Genomic DNA, 15716 nt, shown 5'->3' on the forward strand with positions numbered 1-15716 from the left:
TTTAATCTGATATTTTATCTTTCAAACCAAAAGTTCCCTCCTGAATAAAGAGTGCCTTATCCATTTCCTTCAGCACAGGACTTATGATTGGCTTAAAATCCATCCGGTCCAGAATATCCTTTTTCAGCTCCAGGCCCGGAGCAATTTCCGTAAGGACCACTCCCTCTTCTGCCAGCTCAAAGACCGCCCGTTCCGTAACAATTACAACCGCCTGTTTTTTCCTTCTGGCAAGGGGGCCGTTAAAGGATATCTGCGCTACCTGGTTCACCATTTTCTTAATCTTGCCTTCTTTTTTGATAACCAGCTTCCCGTCTTCGAATCCATATTCCGCTCCTCCAGCCGTAAATGTCCCAAGAAACACCACCTTCTTGGCATTCTGGGTGATATCTATAAACCCTCCGGCCCCGGTACACCGGGTTCCCATCCTGGTGGAATTGACATTGCCGGAGCCATCCAGCTCTCCCAGGCCCATAAAGGTCAAGTCCACTCCGGCACCGTTATAATAATCCATCTGCTCATGGTGGCCGATCATAGCACACAGATTCTGCCCGATGCCAAAATCAATGCCACCCGCCTGTACTCCTCCGTAAATTCCGGATTCCACCGTTATCATGATATCCTCGGAAATGCCTTCCTCACTGCATATCTTACCTACCATATCGTTGGGAATACCCGTACCCAAATTCACCACCGCACCGGGATACAATTCCAGGGTTCCCCTTCTGGCTATGAACTTTCTTTCATTGAAGGGTGCCGGCTCAATATTACTCCGAGGTACCCTGAGCTGTCCGGAGTAAGAGGGGTCAAAGTACCAGGAGGACGTCTGCCTGTGGTCCGTCAAAGGATTCTCACAAACCACAATGGCATCTATAAATACCCCTGGAACGGTCACTTCCTTGGGATTCAGGGTTCCAAAGGCCGCCACCCTCTTAACCTGGGCGATTACCTTGCCGCCATAGCGTTTTGCTGCCAGAACCGCCGGGAGCACCTCCAGCTTCATTGCTTCCTCCGTAGTCGTCAGATTTCCCATTTCATCGCAGACAGTCCCCCGGATAAGGCAGACATCAATAGGAATCTCCCGGTAAAACATGTATTCTTTCCCATGGTAGGTCAGGATTTCCGTTATATCTTCAAGTGCCTTGGTCCTTTCATTCATCTTGCCGCCCTCAATGCGGGGGTCAATAAAAGTTCCAAGCCCTACCTTTGACATCTTGCCCGGAAGTCCGCAGGCCATGCTACGGTACAACTGGGCTATCTGCCCCTGGGGCAGACAGTATGCTTCCACCTTGCTTTCGGCTATCATCTCCATCCATCTCGGCTGGAGCCCCCAATGGGAGCCGATAATCCTTTTCACCAGCCCCTCATGGGCTAAATGCTGGATTCCGTCTTTTCTGTCACTCTGTCCGCAGGAATGGAGCAGGGTCAGGTTCCCCGGATGCCCTGTCTCATCAAAGCTTTTCTCAATTTCCTTTAAGATGGACTCACTGGCGCTGACCAGGGTCATTGCCACGGGACAGAGGGTATCCCCATCCTGAATCATGGCTGCGGCTTCCTTTGCTGTCACAAAATTTGCTTTTATCATAGGATATCCTCTCTTTCATCATTTTCCTCTAACATTTTCCGGAGGATTTTTTTGTCTGTCTTCATCCCGGGTGTCTTTGGTATCCCCTCCAGAAAGAGGTATTTGACCGGTATCTTGAACCTTGCCATTTTGGGCTCCAGGGCTTTTTTTATGTCCTCTTCCCTGACCTTTTGCCCTCCGGAAATTACAACAGCGGCTGCGGCTGCTTCCCCATAAAGGGTATCCCTTATTCCCACTACTGCCGCATCCCTGATAAAGGGCAGCTTCATCAATTCCTCTTCCACATCGGTACACCATATCTTTTCGCCGCCACGGTTAATCATATCCTTCTTCCGGTCGACGATGTATACATAGCCTTCCTCGTTCAGATATCCCATATCACCGGTATTCAGCCAGTGCTCCGAATCTATGAGCTTTGTATCCAGCTTGTAATAACCTCCGGTAACAACATTTCCCCTTATCCACACTTCACCGGTCTTAAGATATTCCTGTTCCTTTCCCGTCTCATCCAATATCTTAAGCTCCAGACCGGGAACAGGCTTTCCGGCTGCCCCTGCGAAAATACTGGTGGGGGCATCCCCCGGAAATATAATCCCAGGTGATGAGGTTTCCGTCATGCCGTACACCACCTGGATTTTTGCCTGGGGCAGCCATTTATGAAGCTCTCTCAGCTTTTCCGTAGGCATGTAACTGCCGCCGCAGGCGAGAATTCTAAGGCTCGTAAGCTCGGGATAATCCCTCTTATGCTCTAACATCAGGCTGTATACGGTAGGCGCTCCATGCATAAAGGTAATGCCGTTCTGCCGGATGCAGTCTAATATCCTGACGGCGTCATACCGCTTGTACAGGTAAACCGTTCCGCCGGTGTATACGAACAGGCCCAGAAGTGCAACCATTCCGGTAATATGGTAAACAGGCACCGGTATGATGGTCTTATCCTGGGGAGTGACCCCAAGTATCTTATGGTAAATAGTCACCGCATTCATGACATTGTAATTCCTGAGTTTTACACCCTTGCTTTGAGAGGTGGTACCAGAGGTGAACATGATAATTACTTCATCCGGCAGGTTCCCCTCTCCAACACCTTCTTCTTCACAAAAGTCCCTTTGCAGAAGATGCCGGAAACCAAATCCCGTTTCTTCGTTTTCTGTCTTCAACAGCCTGATACCGGCCTCCTCATAGGGCTTCATCCAGTCTTCAAAAGTTTCACTGTATATCAGAACCTCCAGGTCCGCTTTTAAAATAAGGGGCGCTACTTCTGTCTCCTTGTATTTCGTGGGAAAAGGAACGGTAACAGCGCCTAATTTCACAGCCGCGAAAAATGCCGTGGCAAACTCAATACTGTTATGCAGCAGAAGCCCCAGGTGCTTTCCTTTGGTCACCTGCAGCTCATTTTTCAGCCACCATGCCATCCTGTCCGTCATAGTAAGGAATTCCCGGTATGTATAGGAGCGCTCCCAATTATCGCAAAATAATATCTTATCCGGATACCGCTCCGCTGACAGCTTCAATGCATGATACAGACTATCCGGCATATCGGTATAAGATAGGACAGGTATCCCATTAAATACTGTATTCTCCATATTCTGGGTAATGGAGTCATCCCACAGCATGCTTCCTTTTATCATACCCTTCCTCTTTTCCATGTTACTGTTAATTGTACCTGACAGCACCCAACAGCATAAATCCTTCCGCTATTTTGAATAATGCTCCCATTAGGTATTGATATTTATGAGAACGCTCCCATAAATAATTCATGAACTTATCATAATACTGGAACTATGCTCTTGTCAATTATGTAGAATCACTATTTTTTACTTTAAACTTTGTGCATATTTTTTCTGAATTTCAAAGTAATTAACCATTACCTGGCACTTGAAGGGATTTTTTTTAATTTGAATCAAATAAGTAATATTTTATGATACCGCTCCCACTTATTTTAACTTTTCATCTATATTTCTATGTGCTATAATGGTGATAAATTGAAATTGCTGCTTTATTCGCTTTTAAATTCTTCGGAAAAGAGGGGTAAGTTTGTCCAAGAAAATAGACATTGAATATATTGCTAAGGAGTCAGGTGTTTCCCGCTCCACTGTCTCCAGAGTACTTATGAATAGCACGAATGTGAAGGAAGAAACAAGAACCAGGATATTAGAGGTAATGGAAAAGGCTAATTACCATCCCAGCATTGTAGCCAGGGGACTGGCTACCGGCAGGCTCAATATGGTTGCCCTCATCGTAAGTGATATCCGGAATCCATTTTATGCGGAGCTTATCTGGGTCATCAATAACAGCCTTCGTGAAAAGGGCTACCTTATGACCTTATATAACAGTTCCCAGATAGCCGGCGAAAACGACCAGCATCTGCAGAAACTATTAGATTACGGTTTTTCCGGTATTATTATAGCAGATGCCCGTAATGAAAAATCCTTTGGTGAAATCTTAAAGGGTGCTTCCTGCCCCATTGTCCTTGTTAACCGAGAAATTGATTTTATGGCAGGGTATGACAGCATCTCCATAGACAATAAAATGGGCGGCTACCTCGCTGCCACTCATCTGCTGTCACTGGGACACCGGAAAATAGCAATGCTTCGGGGACCGGAAATCTCCACTACCAGTCAGAAACGGTATGAAGGATATCTGCATGCTCTTAAGGAATATCATATTGAGCCTAATCCCTCCTATGTCCGCTGCGGAACCCTGAATATGGAATCCGGCCAGCATTTTGCCCGTAAGGTACTCATGGGCCCTGATGCACCTACCGCCGCTTTTATCGGAGGTGATTTGATGACCTATGGCGTAATGGATGAATTGATACGGAATGGAATACGGATACCGGAAGATATCAGCATCGTAGGTTTTGACGACATCCCTTTATCCGGCACCAGCTTCATCAAGCTTACCACTGTAAGCCATCCTTATGACAAGATAGGGACTTTGGTGGCAGACCGGATCATAGAGCGCATTAACGGCAATGATGAGCCTACCGCAAAGATAGTCCTTACCCCCACCTTAAAAATCCGTTCAAGTACAAGGGCGCTTAATTAAAGATTACCAAAAGCATAACAAAAAAAGAACTATACAGTTTTCCTTTATAACCATACCTGTGACACATTACCAGTTTCATATGCAATAAATTTTAATTTCCTTTTTTAATGCATACAAAACTGAAAACATGTCTTTCAGGCAGCGGGTCGGAAGAAAAGCTATATGGTTCTTTTTCGCATCTTATTCCGTCTGTGAAAGCCAGACTGCTTTCAAGCTTATTTATTTCCTTTGTGTGAATTACCGGTCTTTACAGTACCAATTTTACCGGTATTAGTTGTTGTCTTGCCTGTTTTTGCAGGGGTAGTCTTACCTGTTTTCACAGTAGTTTTTCCAGTATTTGAAGTAGTGGTCTTACCGGTTTTTACAGTAGTTTTGCCTGTAGCTGTCTTGTCAGTTTTTACAGTACTGATTTTGCCTGCTTTTTCTGTAGCAGCTTTCACTACTTTACCAGTGTTTGCCTTATCTGTCTTTACTGTGTTCGTCTGGGTGCTTACTACCTTCTTAGTGTTATTTGCTGCAGTCTGGGCAGCCTGTGTGGGAACGGCTATAATCCCTGTTAAGAGCATGGCAACTACACATACTGATGTGAAAAGCTTGAATGATTTCTTCATAATAATTTCTCCCTTCTATGATCGAAATTCTTTTATTGAGAGGACTCAGGCCTGCTATCCGGTACCTGGTTTCCTTCTCTGCTTCAGAGTATACTCCCTTTCCTTTACGCGTTTCAAAGGTCAAACTGCGGCAAATCTGTGGCAGCTATTTCTTTTGCAAACAGGACATGATAGAATATACAAAACAGCCGAAAGGATGATTTATAGATGGAAAAGAAACGGATTTACCTGGCAGATGACGAACAGTCCATAAGAGATTTAATACAGCTTTTTCTGGCTGCGGAAGGGTTTGATGTGCTGACTTTTCCAGATGGGGATAAGCTGCTGGCTGCCTTCGACAAAAGCCCTGCGGATATGGTCATCCTGGACATTATGATGCCCGGAACAGACGGCCTGGTGCTATGCAGTGAAATCAGAAAAAGAAGTAATACACTGATTATTATTGTATCCGCCAGAGACAGTGAAACCGACCGTATAGCAGGAATAACTCTTGGCTCCGATGATTACCTGACAAAGCCCTTCTCACCCATGGAGCTGGTGACCAGGGTAAAAGCTCTTTTTCGAAGAATGGACCTTGACAAGGGGAACTATAACGGAGAAATCTGCACCTTGGGAAATCTTAAAATTGATGTCAATAAGCGGGAAACTTCCATTGATGGAAAGCCTCTCGAGGCTACACCTACGGAATTCGCCCTTATGGTCTATCTCCTGGAAAGGAAGGAAAAGGCTGTTTCAAGAGAAGAGCTATTAAAACATGTATGGAAATTTGATTTTGATGCAGATACCAGAGCTACTGATGATGTTATAAAGAGACTTCGCAAGAAATTAACAATGGCAAAGGCCAATGTCAAAATTCAATCCGTCTGGGGCTTTGGCTTCCGTCTGGAACTGGGAGATATTAATGAAGAGTATAAAAAGTAAGATTAGAAGGCCTTTTCTCCTTCTGCTGATACTTATTCCCCTGATCACGCTGCTTTTGTTTAATCTCTCCCTTCGGATCTACGTCAATGCGGCTGCCAGAAGTGAATTAAAAGCGACAATTAATGCAGTGGAAAAGGCAATAAAGAGCGAATTGGAAACAGACGGCGGGAAACCCTCAGAAAAAAAGGCCTTAAGCATGGCCCGGAATATTTTAATGGCACTTAAATCCTCCCATTTCTCCCCGGGAATGGAATTTTACTTGTTAAATCAGGATGCAAGGCCTGTTTTTCCGGCAAAAATAAGACTTACCCCTTCTCAGATGGCCTATCTGAATGTTATATCCAACAGATTTCAGCAAATGAAACAGGGGACAGTCTATTCCATACCTGTGAAAGGGAAAAAATATCTGACTATCGCCTATTCCATGAACAACGATGATTTAAGCAACCTTACGGCAGTGTTTGCTCTTCCCACAGACCGTATTAACAACTATCTTAATGCAGTCAACCTTATCCTCTTTGCTATAATACTCCTTGGTATGCTGACAGCCATCTATTTTTCCGAAAAGATAGCAGCTCATATCACGGTACCGGTAGCAGGGCTTGGCAGGCTCTCTTTGCAGATAGGACAGGGGGATTTTGACGTCAGCCGCTTTTCGGTACCTCAGGACACCCTGGAATTCAAACAGCTTTATGAAAGCATCTGTCTGATGGCCGGAAAACTGGAGGCCAATGACAGAAACCAGAAGACTTTTTTGCAAAATGCCTCCCATGAGTTAAGAACACCTCTTATGTCCATCCAGGGATATGCAGAAGGCATCCAAAGCGGAATCTTTCCTGATGCAAAAGAAGCGGCGCAAATTATCAGACGTGAAAGCATCCGCCTGAATGAATTGGTAAGTGAGCTTCTGACCCTGTCCAGATATGAAAGCGGTATCTACAAGCCCCTGTGGGAAGAGATTAATCTCTGCCACCTGCTAAAGGATTATTCCCAGCGTCTTATGGGCTTTGCCTCCAAATCCGGCAGAAGCTTATCACTTCACCTTCCTGAATACGATGTAATCGTAAAGACAGATGACAACCTTCTTTCCCAGGCAGTTATGAATATTGCTTCCAATTGCCTGCGCTATGCCAAAAAGGAAGTCACCGTCACCCTTGAGAAAACAGAAGATAAGGTATTCCTTCGGATATCCGATGACGGAGAGGGGATACCCTCCGATGACCTTCCCTATATCTTTGACCGCTTTTATAAAGGAAAGGGCGGAAATTTCGGCCTGGGACTTGCCATTGCCAAATCTGCCGCAGAGCTGTTAGATGGAGAAATTGCGGCTTATAACAAGGAAAGCGGAGCTGTGTTTGAGATTTCCTTTTAATAGATTGAATACATAGGGCAAAAGTCAAAATACCAGTCCTTGCATAAATTTCACTTAATTCCGCACCTGATATTAAGCGAATTTTATGCAAGGCAATATTAGCAGATTCTTGGAAGCCCTTCCCCGTATAATACATCTATAACACGGCTCCCTCCAAAAGACGTTGTCATCACAACCTTTGAACCTGCCTGTATGCTGCCGATTACTGCAGCATTTTCACCGTATCTGGATTCTTTCATTATCTGGAGGGCTCTTGGGGCATCTTGTTCTGCAACAACAGCAATGAGCTTTCCTTCGTTTGCCATATAAAGAGGGTCTAGGCCTAATATCTCGCAGAATCCCCTTACCTGGGTGCTGATGGGAAGTGACTTTTCCTCTATTTCTACTTTGCAGGAAGAGGAAGCGGACACTTCATTCAGAACCGTGGCAAGTCCGCCTCTGGTCACATCCCGCATACAGTGAAGATCAATTCCTGCTGCTATCAGATTTCCTACAATGTCCTTCAGAGGTGCACAATCACTCTTAATATCATTTTCTATTTCCATCCGGTGTGACATAATAGCCGAATGGTGTTCTCCCAGGTTACCGGACAGGAGAAGGACATCTCCTTCCCGGCAGGCAGAGATGCTGATTCCCTCTCTTACAATCTCACCAATCCCGGCAGTATTGATGTAGATACCGCCTTTTCCTTCGATCACCTTGGTATCTCCTGCTACAATTTCTACCCCTGCTTCCTTTGCCGCTGCCGCCATAGAGGCGGCTATCCGCTCCAGCTCATTAAGGTCTGCTCCTTCCTCAATGATAAAGCCGGCCGTTAAGTATTTGGGATTGGCTCCCATCATAAGAAGGTCGTTGACCGTACCGCAGACTGCAACCTTCCCGATATCTCCTCCCTTAAAAAACATGGGAGTTACCACAAAAGAATCCGTTGTAAAGGCAATCCTTTCTTTCACGGTAAGAACCGCACTATCCTCCATCTTTTGCAATACCGGATTGGAGAAATGCTTGACAAAGACTTCATTTATCAGGCTTGTGGTCTGCTTGCCGCCGCTTCCGTAGGACATATCAATATGCATATCTGAACCTTCTTTCCTGTTCGTTTATCTAAATAGCTTACTATATAATTGCTTTATTTTTGCAAAAACTTATCCGTTCTAATTGCTTTCCTTCTAATTACCAGCATTCTGTAATTACTTATCTGCCATATTGTATTCTTCTAATTACTAGCTTTCTATGATTAACTTTCTTCCTGAGTATTCCCATATATGTCCAAGCTATGAACCACGGTTTACCCCCTACCTGTTCTTATACCAGATTCCGCAGGCTCCTTCTGACGATACCATGCAAGGCCCCAATGCATCCATCGGAGTGCAGCGTTTGCCAAAGGCAGGGCACTCAGTGGGATTTATTCTTCCCAGTATGACATCCGTGCAACGGCAGCCTTTCGGAAGGCTTTCTTCTGCAAAAGCCTCTTCACTGCCGGCATCATATTTTAAGAACTCTTCCTTCAGCCTGAGTCCTGAACCAGGTATGGTGCCGATTCCCCTCCAATAAGCATCACAGGGCTCAAAATACTTCATGATAGCACCGTAAGCCTTCTGGTTGCCTTCTTCCTTTACCGAACTGGTATACAGATTCTTCATCCGGTATTCCTTAGCCTCTATCTGAGTTACTATCTCATAAATGGAAGCCAGGATATGTTCTCCTTCAAAGCCCGTTACCACAAAGGGCTTCTGATACCGCTTAGCCAGGGGCTCATATACCTTACTGCCGATAATCACACTTACATGTCCCGGGCACAAAAACCCGTCAATCTCTTCCTTCTCGCAGAGAAAGTCAAGGGCCGGAATCATAGTCTTTACAGAGGTAAGAAGCTTCAAATTCCTTATTCCCGCCTTTTCCATCTCCTCTAAAAGAATGGCATAAAGAGGCGTAGTGGTTTCAAAGCCCACTGCCGCAAAGATATAGTTTATCTGGGGATTTTCCCTGGCAAGGGCAAGGGACTGCAAGGGAGAATACAGGTATCTTACCTGCCCTCCAAGTGCTTTTGCCTGGGTCAGGGAATACTTATTCCCCCTTACCTTCATCATATCACCAAAGGTAAGCACCTGGTAATTTTCCTTCATTGAATATTCCACCAGCTTATCGATAAAGGCCGAAGGGGTTACGCACACCGGGCAGCCGGGCCCTGATATCAGCTTTATCTCTGCCGGCAGCATGGAACGGATTCCTGCTTTAAATATGCTTGCGGTATGGGTACCGCAAACCTCCATAATCTTAATGTTTCGTCCTTTATAGCTTTTAAGCTTCGACCTTACCTGCTCCAGTGTCATTTCTTATAACCTCATCCAATTCTGCAAAAATATCAATCATTTCCTGTGCCTGATCCGTCTGTACCACTTCTATGGCAAAGCCCGCATGGATAAGAATATAGTCGCCCAGTTTGGCATCCACCAGACTGATATTTGCCTCAAATATATTCCCCATGATGTCGGCTTTGGCAGTGTCACCATGAATCTCAATTATTTTCCCCGGTATTGCTACGCACATATTCTTCACACCTTTCTAATCCAATGAAGGTCTGTCCCAGACTGATACAGCCGTCTCCCGGCGGAACAGCTTCATTGCGGTAAACACAGAAACCATTTTCCGTTAATAATTCCGTGACTTTTTCTAAAAGCAGAGTATTTGCAAATACTCCGCCGCTTAGGGCTATGTCATTTATATTCTGCTTCTCCTTTATTTCCTTGCACAGGTAAAGAACGGCCTCCGAAACAGCATAGTGAAAGCCAAGAGCCAGAGCCCCTGTCTCCTTTCGTTCTTTCAGCCGCACCAGGCCCAAAAACAAAGGCGCCGGGTCCAAACGGTACATACCCTCTTCTATTCTTATTCCAAATTCCAGACCGGCCGGCTCAATGCCGTTTATGAGAGCCTTTCTTGCCTCCTGCTCCAGTAAAATAGCCGCTTCAGCTTCATACCGGCTCTCCCTGCAGATGCCAAGAAGGGCGGATACTCCGTCAAAGAGCCTTCCCATGCTGGAAGTAAGATAGGTATTGGTGCCTGACTTCAGAGCTGCCTTGATAAGAGGCGTCCTCTCATCCTGCATTTCCTTTTCCAGTCCTTCCTGTAACAGATAACAAAGAGCAAGCTTCCTGGCATCCTTTAAGGAAGCGTCCCCTCCTATCAGGGAAGTATAGCGTAAATGGCCTGCCCTTGTAAAGCTGCCGCCTTCGCAGATTAAAAACTCACCACCCCAGACGTTCCCGTCTGTGCCATAGCCTGTACCGTCAAAGGCAATCCCAAGGACTTTTCCCTTCAGGTTGTGCTCCGCCATAACAGAAGCAATATGGGCATGGTGGTGCTGCACCTGCAGCAGGGGAAGGTCCAGGCTTTTGGCAAATCCCCGGGAGAAATAACCGGGATGCAGGTCACAGACTGCAAGTTCCGGTTCCACTGCCAGAAGCTTCTTTAAGTCCTTATAGGAATTCTCGTATTCCTTTAGAATATCATATTCCTCCAAATCCCCAAAATACTGGGAGATTACTGCCCTGCCCTCTTGATAAAGGCAAAAGGCTGCTTTCAGGTCTCCGCCGGCAGAAAAAATGCAGGGTCCTTTCTTCTCCAGTATAAGCGGCAGGGGTACATATCCCCTGCTTCTTCGAAGCATCTGGGGTCCTCCCAGGGTCACTTTCATGACGGAGTCATCTACTGAGCGGAGAATCTTTCTCCTGTGATACAAAACTCCCTCCAGATATTCGCTTTCTACAGACAGCATCTCCTCATCCCGCCTTATAATTGGCTTGCCCGATAAATTGGCGCTGGTCATAACAAGTGGTCCGAGTTCTTTGGTTAAAAGCAATTGTATGGACGTATAGGGGAGAAAGGTTCCAAGATACATGCTCTCCTTACTGACCTCTTCTGCCATCCTGCGTTCCTTTTCATAAAGCAGTATGATGGGTTTCGCCTTGCTGGCAAGAAGCTTTTCTTCCTCCGGCGAAACCTCTGCAAATTCCTTTACCGTATGAATATCCGGAAAGCAGAGGGCAAAGGGCTTCTTCTCCCTTCCCTTTAAAAGTCTAAGCCTTTTTACCGTTTCAGAGGAAAAGGGCGTGCAGACATAATGATACCCGCCAATTCCTTTGACAGCGATAATTCCGCCCTTCTTCAGTACATCCACCGCCTTTTCAAAGGCTTCTTCCCGCTTTCTGCTGCCGTTCCCACCTTTGCCGTCCTCCCACAAAAGATAAGGTCCGCAGTCCTTGCAGGAAATGGTCTCCGCATGAAAACGCCTGTCCCCGGGAGCAGTATACTCCCCCTCACAAGCACCGCACATGTGAAATTCACTCATGACCGTGGTCTGCCTGTCATAGGGCATCTGCTCCAATATGGTATAGCGGGGACCGCAGGCCGCACAGCTGATAAAGGGATGACGATATCTCCTGTTCCCCTCTTCCAGTACTTCCCCTGCGCATTTATCGCAAAGTCCGATATCAGGAGTCAGAGAAAAGGCATGGAGGCTTTCCTCACTGGCTCTTATGATAAAGCCTTCTTCCTGTCCTTCCCTTATAAATCTCTCCTCCGTGATATCTTCCTCTTCTATGGCATGGATTTCATAATCCTTCCCTTCCTCGTCCCTAAGCTCCTCCATAAAGGCATGAAGAGCATCTTTCGGAGCCTTGGCTATGATTTCTACTATTCCGCCCAGGTTGCATACACTTCCTGCTACCTTATGACGAACTGCCAGAGAATATACAAAAGGGCGGAAACCCACCCCTTGCACCAGCCCATATATCAGGTAACCTTTTATAATGTTTTCATTTTTCCCTTTATCCACTCTATTACTTCCTCATAGCCTTCTCCGCTCTTTGCAGATACCTTGATAACGGGAGCGGTTTTATTCTGAGCACGGACACCTTTTAAGAAAAATTCCTCATCAAAATCCACATAGGGTATCAGGTCACATTTATTCAACAGAATAATATCTGCCTTTTCAAAGGCCAGGGGATATTTATAGGGCTTATCACTGCCTTCTGTCACAGTTGAAATCAGCATTTTCACATGCTCCCCAATCTGGAACTCTGCCGGGCACACAAGGTTACCGATATTTTCTATAAAAAGCACACCGGGCTTAAGAGTTAATTCTCCCGCCGCTTTCTCAATAAGAGGAGAATCCAAATGGCAGGCACCGCCCGTATTAATCTGGATAGCCTCGACCCCCATGGACTGCAAAAGCCTGGTATCAAAGTCTGCTTCAATATCTCCCTCGATTACATAGGAGGTGATGCCGGAAAGTCCCCCGATTATCTTTACCAGAGAGGAGGTCTTGCCCACACCGGGCGCTCCCATCACATTTATGGCAAAGATTCCTTTTTGGGTAAAGCTATCCTTAGTCTGAGCCGCAACTTCGTCATTTTTATCGTAAACGGCTTCCATAATCTCAATTTCTTTCGTTTCTTCCATCATAATACCGCCTTTCTTTATTTTCTATTCAAATACAATGGGTGCTGCCAGAATACCGCAAGCCCGGGTACAATCCCAGGGACCAGTAAACCAGCCGCACCTCTATGAAATTTCAATGGATTTTAAGTAAAATTCCTTTCCAATCTCTGTAGGCTCTCCCTCTCCTCCGCAATCCGGACATTCAAAGGAAAAGGGGCGCCTTTCAAAGTATTCTCCGCAGGAGGTACACTTTAATTTCGGCTTTACTCTCTCAATATTAAGCTTTGCCTTCTCACAAAGGGTACCTTCTGCAATGATATCAAAGTACAGGTTAATGGACTCTCCCACATAACCGGAGTAATCTCCTACTACCAGATTAATGGTCCTGACACAGCCTGCCCCCTGCTCTTTCGCATATTTTTCAGCCATTTCAATAATGTGCTGGGTTATAGGATACTCATGCATTGGTAAACTTATCCTTTGACTCACCGTAGGACGGTGCCGTATAGTGATTGTCAATGGACAGGCACTTCTTGGGGCATACCTCGCTGCAATAGCCGCACTGGATGCACTTTAACCTGTCAATTCCCCAGGATGCGGAAGCCTTATCAACCTGGATTGCTCCCGTAGGGCAGCGTCTTTGACACATACCGCAATAAATACACTGGGGCATGTCAATCTCTATCTTTCCCCTGGTACGCTCATATTTCTCCTTTTCCTTTAAGGGGTAAAGGGTCGTATAAGGACCGTGAAATAAGCTTTTAAACAGGGTTTTTGACATATTAAGTATGGCCATAAGTTTCACTCCATTCTAGTTTGTTTCCTTCCTGTCCTATCTTTCCGTGCAGCTGATGCAGGGATCAATGGTAAGGATAAGGATGGGCACGTCTGCTAACGAGCAGCCCTTTAAGGTTTCCAAAAGTGCGGGTACATTGGCAAAGGTCGGTGTTCGAACCCTTACTCTGTCAAGGAATTTTGTACCGTTCGCTTTTGCATAATAAATTACCTCTCCTCTTGGCTGTTCTACTCTGGTGAAATATTCACCGTTGGGATTTCCCACTACCTTTGTCTTTATGTCACCTTCCGGAATCAGGCTGATTGCCTGTCTTATCAGGTCAATGGACTGGAATATTTCCTTAATGCGCACATTGGTCCTTGCATAGGAATCTCCCTCCGTATCGATGATGGGTTCAAAGTTCAAATATTTATAAGCCGCATAGCCCTGGGTTCTCATATCAAAGGGAATGCCGCTGGCTTTTGCCATAGGTCCTACTGCTCCAAGGTCATGGGCTAACTGCTTTGACAGCACTCCCACACCCTTTGTACGGTATTTTACGGAGGAATCCTTAAAGAACACGGCTGTAAGTTCCGTAAGCTCCTTCTCAATTACATTCATTGTTTCGTTAATCTTCTTTAAGGTCTCACTGCTGATATCCTTTCTGACACCGCCGATATCGCATACGGAAAAGATGACCCTGCCGCCGGTGGTTTCCTCAAAGACATCAAGCACCTGTTCCCTCAGACGCCAGGAGTGCATGAAAAGACTTTCAAAGCCAAAAGCATCTGCTAATAGTCCAAGCCACAAGAGGTGGCTGTGCATTCTGGAAAGCTCCGCCCAGATTGTTCTTAAATATTCTGCCCTGTCAGGAATCTTGACATCCATAATGCTTTCTATGGACATGCAATAGCCCATTCCGTGCATAAAGGAGCAGATACCGCAGATTCTTTCTGCTACATAGGTGTACTGCTGAAAATCTTTCTTTTCCACCAGCTTCTCAAGTCCTCTGTGAATGTAACCAATCTGGGGAATTGCTTCCACGACGGTTTCATCCTCCAGCACCAAATCCAGGTGAATCGGTTCCGGCAGTACCGGATGCTGAGGTCCAAAGGGGATTATCGTACGGTCGCTCATGCTTTCTCCTCCTTCTTTGCAAACGGTGTCTGTACCGGTATTCTGTATAGCTGATTGTTAAAATCAATGGAAATATTTTTTATTTTGGCACCGAATAATTCCTTAATTTCATTTTCATACAGGAAGGCATAAGAAAAAAGGGAGCTGATGCTGTCAATTTCCGTTTCTCCGTCAATCTCCAGCCTGATATTGATAAAATCATACTCTTTATCAAAGGAATAGGTAAGCTCGATTCCTTCCTTTGCGGTAGCGGATATGGCTACCAGACGGTACCCATCATGCTTTAACGTAACGACCTGGGAGAGAAGCTCTCCGGTCTGTATCACTTTTATATTTTGTTCCATATTACCTCCCTGCATCTTTCGCAGCTGCTTTTCTATCAGTAAGTGCCTTCTGCTTCTCATCCAGTATAGCCAGAGCCTTTACCACCCCGTCAATAATGGATTCGGGACGTGCCGCACAGCCGGGCACATATACATCAACCGGCAGTACCTTATCCACACCGCCGACAATATTGTAGCATTCGGCAAAGATTCCGCCTGAGGTCGCACAGATACCTACCGCCACAACAACCTTGGGTTCCGGCATCTGCTCATAGAGCTGCTTTACAATGGGAATATTCTGCTCATTGACACTCCCTGTAATTAATAGTATATCCGCATGTTTTGGATTACCGGTATTTATTATTCCGAATCTTTCCACGTCGTATAGAGGTGTAAGACAGGCCAGTACTTCAATATCACAGCCGTTGCAGCTGGAACCGTCGTAATGTAATATCCACGGTGATTTCTTAACAAAATTCATAAGAACCTCTCTCTAGCAACATCTATT

General features: G+C 45.7%; 16 protein-coding genes. 3 read left to right on the top strand and 13 right to left on the bottom strand.

Going from position 1 to position 15716, the window contains the following annotated elements:
* Window position 1 precedes the first annotated feature (1 nt).
* Window positions 2–1582, bottom strand: coding sequence for an acyl CoA:acetate/3-ketoacid CoA transferase (locus BUB77_RS26755; protein ID WP_073280243.1), 1581 nt, complete (start codon window positions 1580–1582; stop codon window positions 2–4).
* Entirely contained in the window at window positions 1579–3210 is a 1632-nt protein-coding gene (locus BUB77_RS26760) for a class I adenylate-forming enzyme family protein (protein ID WP_073280244.1), read from the bottom strand. The genes BUB77_RS26755 and BUB77_RS26760 overlap by 4 nt, the downstream gene beginning before the upstream one ends.
* Window positions 3211–3616: 406 nt before the next feature.
* Between BUB77_RS26760 and BUB77_RS26765 the strand changes: the two genes are divergently transcribed.
* On the top strand, window positions 3617–4630 hold the full coding sequence (locus tag BUB77_RS26765) for a LacI family DNA-binding transcriptional regulator (protein ID WP_073280245.1): 1014 nt from the start codon (window positions 3617–3619) through the stop codon (window positions 4628–4630).
* 215 nt (window positions 4631–4845) lie between these two features.
* Here BUB77_RS26765 and BUB77_RS26770 read toward each other — a convergent pair whose 3' ends face one another.
* A complete protein-coding gene (locus BUB77_RS26770) occupies window positions 4846–5241 on the bottom strand; it encodes a hypothetical protein (protein ID WP_073280246.1) in 396 nt (131 codons plus the stop codon).
* 207 nt (window positions 5242–5448) lie between these two features.
* Between BUB77_RS26770 and BUB77_RS26775 the strand changes: the two genes are divergently transcribed.
* Both BUB77_RS26775 and BUB77_RS26780 read left to right on the top strand, forming a co-directional pair.
* Window positions 5449–6162, top strand: coding sequence for a response regulator transcription factor (locus tag BUB77_RS26775; protein WP_073280247.1), 714 nt, complete (start codon window positions 5449–5451; stop codon window positions 6160–6162).
* On the top strand, window positions 6143–7534 hold the full coding sequence (locus tag BUB77_RS26780; RefSeq protein ID WP_073280248.1) for a sensor histidine kinase: 1392 nt from the start codon (window positions 6143–6145) through the stop codon (window positions 7532–7534). Before BUB77_RS26775 ends, BUB77_RS26780 begins: the two co-directional genes overlap by 20 nt.
* A 98-nt stretch (window positions 7535–7632) precedes the next feature.
* Here the strand turns inward: BUB77_RS26780 and hypE are convergent, their stop codons facing one another.
* The 10 genes from hypE to BUB77_RS26830 all read right to left on the bottom strand — a co-directional run bounded on the left by hypE (window position 7633) and on the right by BUB77_RS26830 (window position 15689).
* Window positions 7633–8610 (bottom strand): hydrogenase expression/formation protein HypE, encoded by a 978-nt coding sequence (gene hypE / locus BUB77_RS26785; RefSeq protein ID WP_073280249.1) that lies wholly within the window; start codon window positions 8608–8610, stop codon window positions 7633–7635.
* Window positions 8611–8829: 219 nt separating this feature from the next.
* On the bottom strand, window positions 8830–9867 hold the full coding sequence (hypD, locus tag BUB77_RS26790) for a hydrogenase formation protein HypD (RefSeq protein WP_073280250.1): 1038 nt from the start codon (window positions 9865–9867) through the stop codon (window positions 8830–8832).
* Window positions 9836–10084 carry a HypC/HybG/HupF family hydrogenase formation chaperone gene (locus BUB77_RS26795; RefSeq protein WP_073280251.1) on the bottom strand — a complete coding sequence of 83 codons (249 nt, stop codon included), beginning with the start codon at window positions 10082–10084 and terminating at the stop codon, window positions 9836–9838. Before BUB77_RS26795 ends, hypD begins: the two co-directional genes overlap by 32 nt.
* Window positions 10053–12368 (bottom strand): carbamoyltransferase HypF, encoded by a 2316-nt coding sequence (gene hypF, locus BUB77_RS26800; RefSeq protein ID WP_073280252.1) that lies wholly within the window; start codon window positions 12366–12368, stop codon window positions 10053–10055. The genes BUB77_RS26795 and hypF overlap by 32 nt, the downstream gene beginning before the upstream one ends.
* The gene (gene hypB / locus BUB77_RS26805; protein ID WP_330392709.1) at window positions 12338–12997 is read right to left on the bottom strand and encodes a hydrogenase nickel incorporation protein HypB; all 660 of its coding nucleotides are present in this window, start codon (window positions 12995–12997) and stop codon (window positions 12338–12340) included. Before hypB ends, hypF begins: the two co-directional genes overlap by 31 nt.
* A gap of 99 nt (window positions 12998–13096) precedes the next feature.
* Complete coding sequence (gene hypA, locus BUB77_RS26810) at window positions 13097–13438, bottom strand: hydrogenase maturation nickel metallochaperone HypA (protein WP_073280254.1); 342 nt, start codon at window positions 13436–13438, stop codon at window positions 13097–13099.
* Window positions 13431–13769 carry a 4Fe-4S binding protein gene (locus BUB77_RS26815; RefSeq protein ID WP_073280255.1) on the bottom strand — a complete coding sequence of 113 codons (339 nt, stop codon included), beginning with the start codon at window positions 13767–13769 and terminating at the stop codon, window positions 13431–13433. Before BUB77_RS26815 ends, hypA begins: the two co-directional genes overlap by 8 nt.
* 36 nt (window positions 13770–13805) lie before the next feature.
* Entirely contained in the window at window positions 13806–14885 is a 1080-nt protein-coding gene (locus BUB77_RS26820) for a hydrogenase large subunit (protein ID WP_073280256.1), read from the bottom strand.
* Window positions 14882–15229, bottom strand: coding sequence for an NADH-quinone oxidoreductase subunit C (locus BUB77_RS26825; protein WP_073280257.1), 348 nt, complete (start codon window positions 15227–15229; stop codon window positions 14882–14884). Before BUB77_RS26825 ends, BUB77_RS26820 begins: the two co-directional genes overlap by 4 nt.
* 1 nt (window position 15230) lies before the next feature.
* Entirely contained in the window at window positions 15231–15689 is a 459-nt protein-coding gene (locus tag BUB77_RS26830) for an NADH-quinone oxidoreductase subunit B family protein (protein ID WP_073280258.1), read from the bottom strand.
* Window positions 15690–15716: the final 27 nt, after the last annotated feature.

The sequence above is a fragment of the Anaerocolumna jejuensis DSM 15929 genome, assembly GCF_900142215.1.
GTDB classification, from domain to species: Bacteria; Bacillota; Clostridia; order Lachnospirales; family Lachnospiraceae; genus Anaerocolumna; species Anaerocolumna jejuensis.

Excerpts from the sequence above, each read along its gene's own strand:
- BUB77_RS26755 (WP_073280243.1), bottom strand. The coding sequence starts at position 1,582 with ATGATAAAAGCAAATTTTGTGACAGCAAAGGAAGCCGCAGCCATGATT.
- hypA (WP_073280254.1), bottom strand. The coding sequence starts at position 13,438 with ATGCATGAGTATCCTATAACCCAGCACATTATTGAAATGGCTGAAAAA.
- hypB (WP_330392709.1), bottom strand. The coding sequence starts at position 12,997 with ATGATGGAAGAAACGAAAGAAATTGAGATTATGGAAGCCGTTTACGAT.
- BUB77_RS26760 (WP_073280244.1), bottom strand. The coding sequence starts at position 3,210 with ATGATAAAAGGAAGCATGCTGTGGGATGACTCCATTACCCAGAATATG.
- hypD (WP_073280250.1), bottom strand. The coding sequence starts at position 9,867 with ATGACACTGGAGCAGGTAAGGTCGAAGCTTAAAAGCTATAAAGGACGA.
- BUB77_RS26795 (WP_073280251.1), bottom strand. The coding sequence starts at position 10,084 with ATGTGCGTAGCAATACCGGGGAAAATAATTGAGATTCATGGTGACACT.
- BUB77_RS26770 (WP_073280246.1), bottom strand. The coding sequence starts at position 5,241 with ATGAAGAAATCATTCAAGCTTTTCACATCAGTATGTGTAGTTGCCATG.
- BUB77_RS26825 (WP_073280257.1), bottom strand. The coding sequence starts at position 15,229 with ATGGAACAAAATATAAAAGTGATACAGACCGGAGAGCTTCTCTCCCAG.
- BUB77_RS26815 (WP_073280255.1), bottom strand. The coding sequence starts at position 13,769 with ATGGCCATACTTAATATGTCAAAAACCCTGTTTAAAAGCTTATTTCAC.
- BUB77_RS26820 (WP_073280256.1), bottom strand. The coding sequence starts at position 14,885 with ATGAGCGACCGTACGATAATCCCCTTTGGACCTCAGCATCCGGTACTG.
- BUB77_RS26775 (WP_073280247.1), top strand. The coding sequence starts at position 5,449 with ATGGAAAAGAAACGGATTTACCTGGCAGATGACGAACAGTCCATAAGA.
- BUB77_RS26830 (WP_073280258.1), bottom strand. The coding sequence starts at position 15,689 with ATGAATTTTGTTAAGAAATCACCGTGGATATTACATTACGACGGTTCC.
- hypE (WP_073280249.1), bottom strand. The coding sequence starts at position 8,610 with ATGCATATTGATATGTCCTACGGAAGCGGCGGCAAGCAGACCACAAGC.
- BUB77_RS26780 (WP_073280248.1), top strand. The coding sequence starts at position 6,143 with ATGAAGAGTATAAAAAGTAAGATTAGAAGGCCTTTTCTCCTTCTGCTG.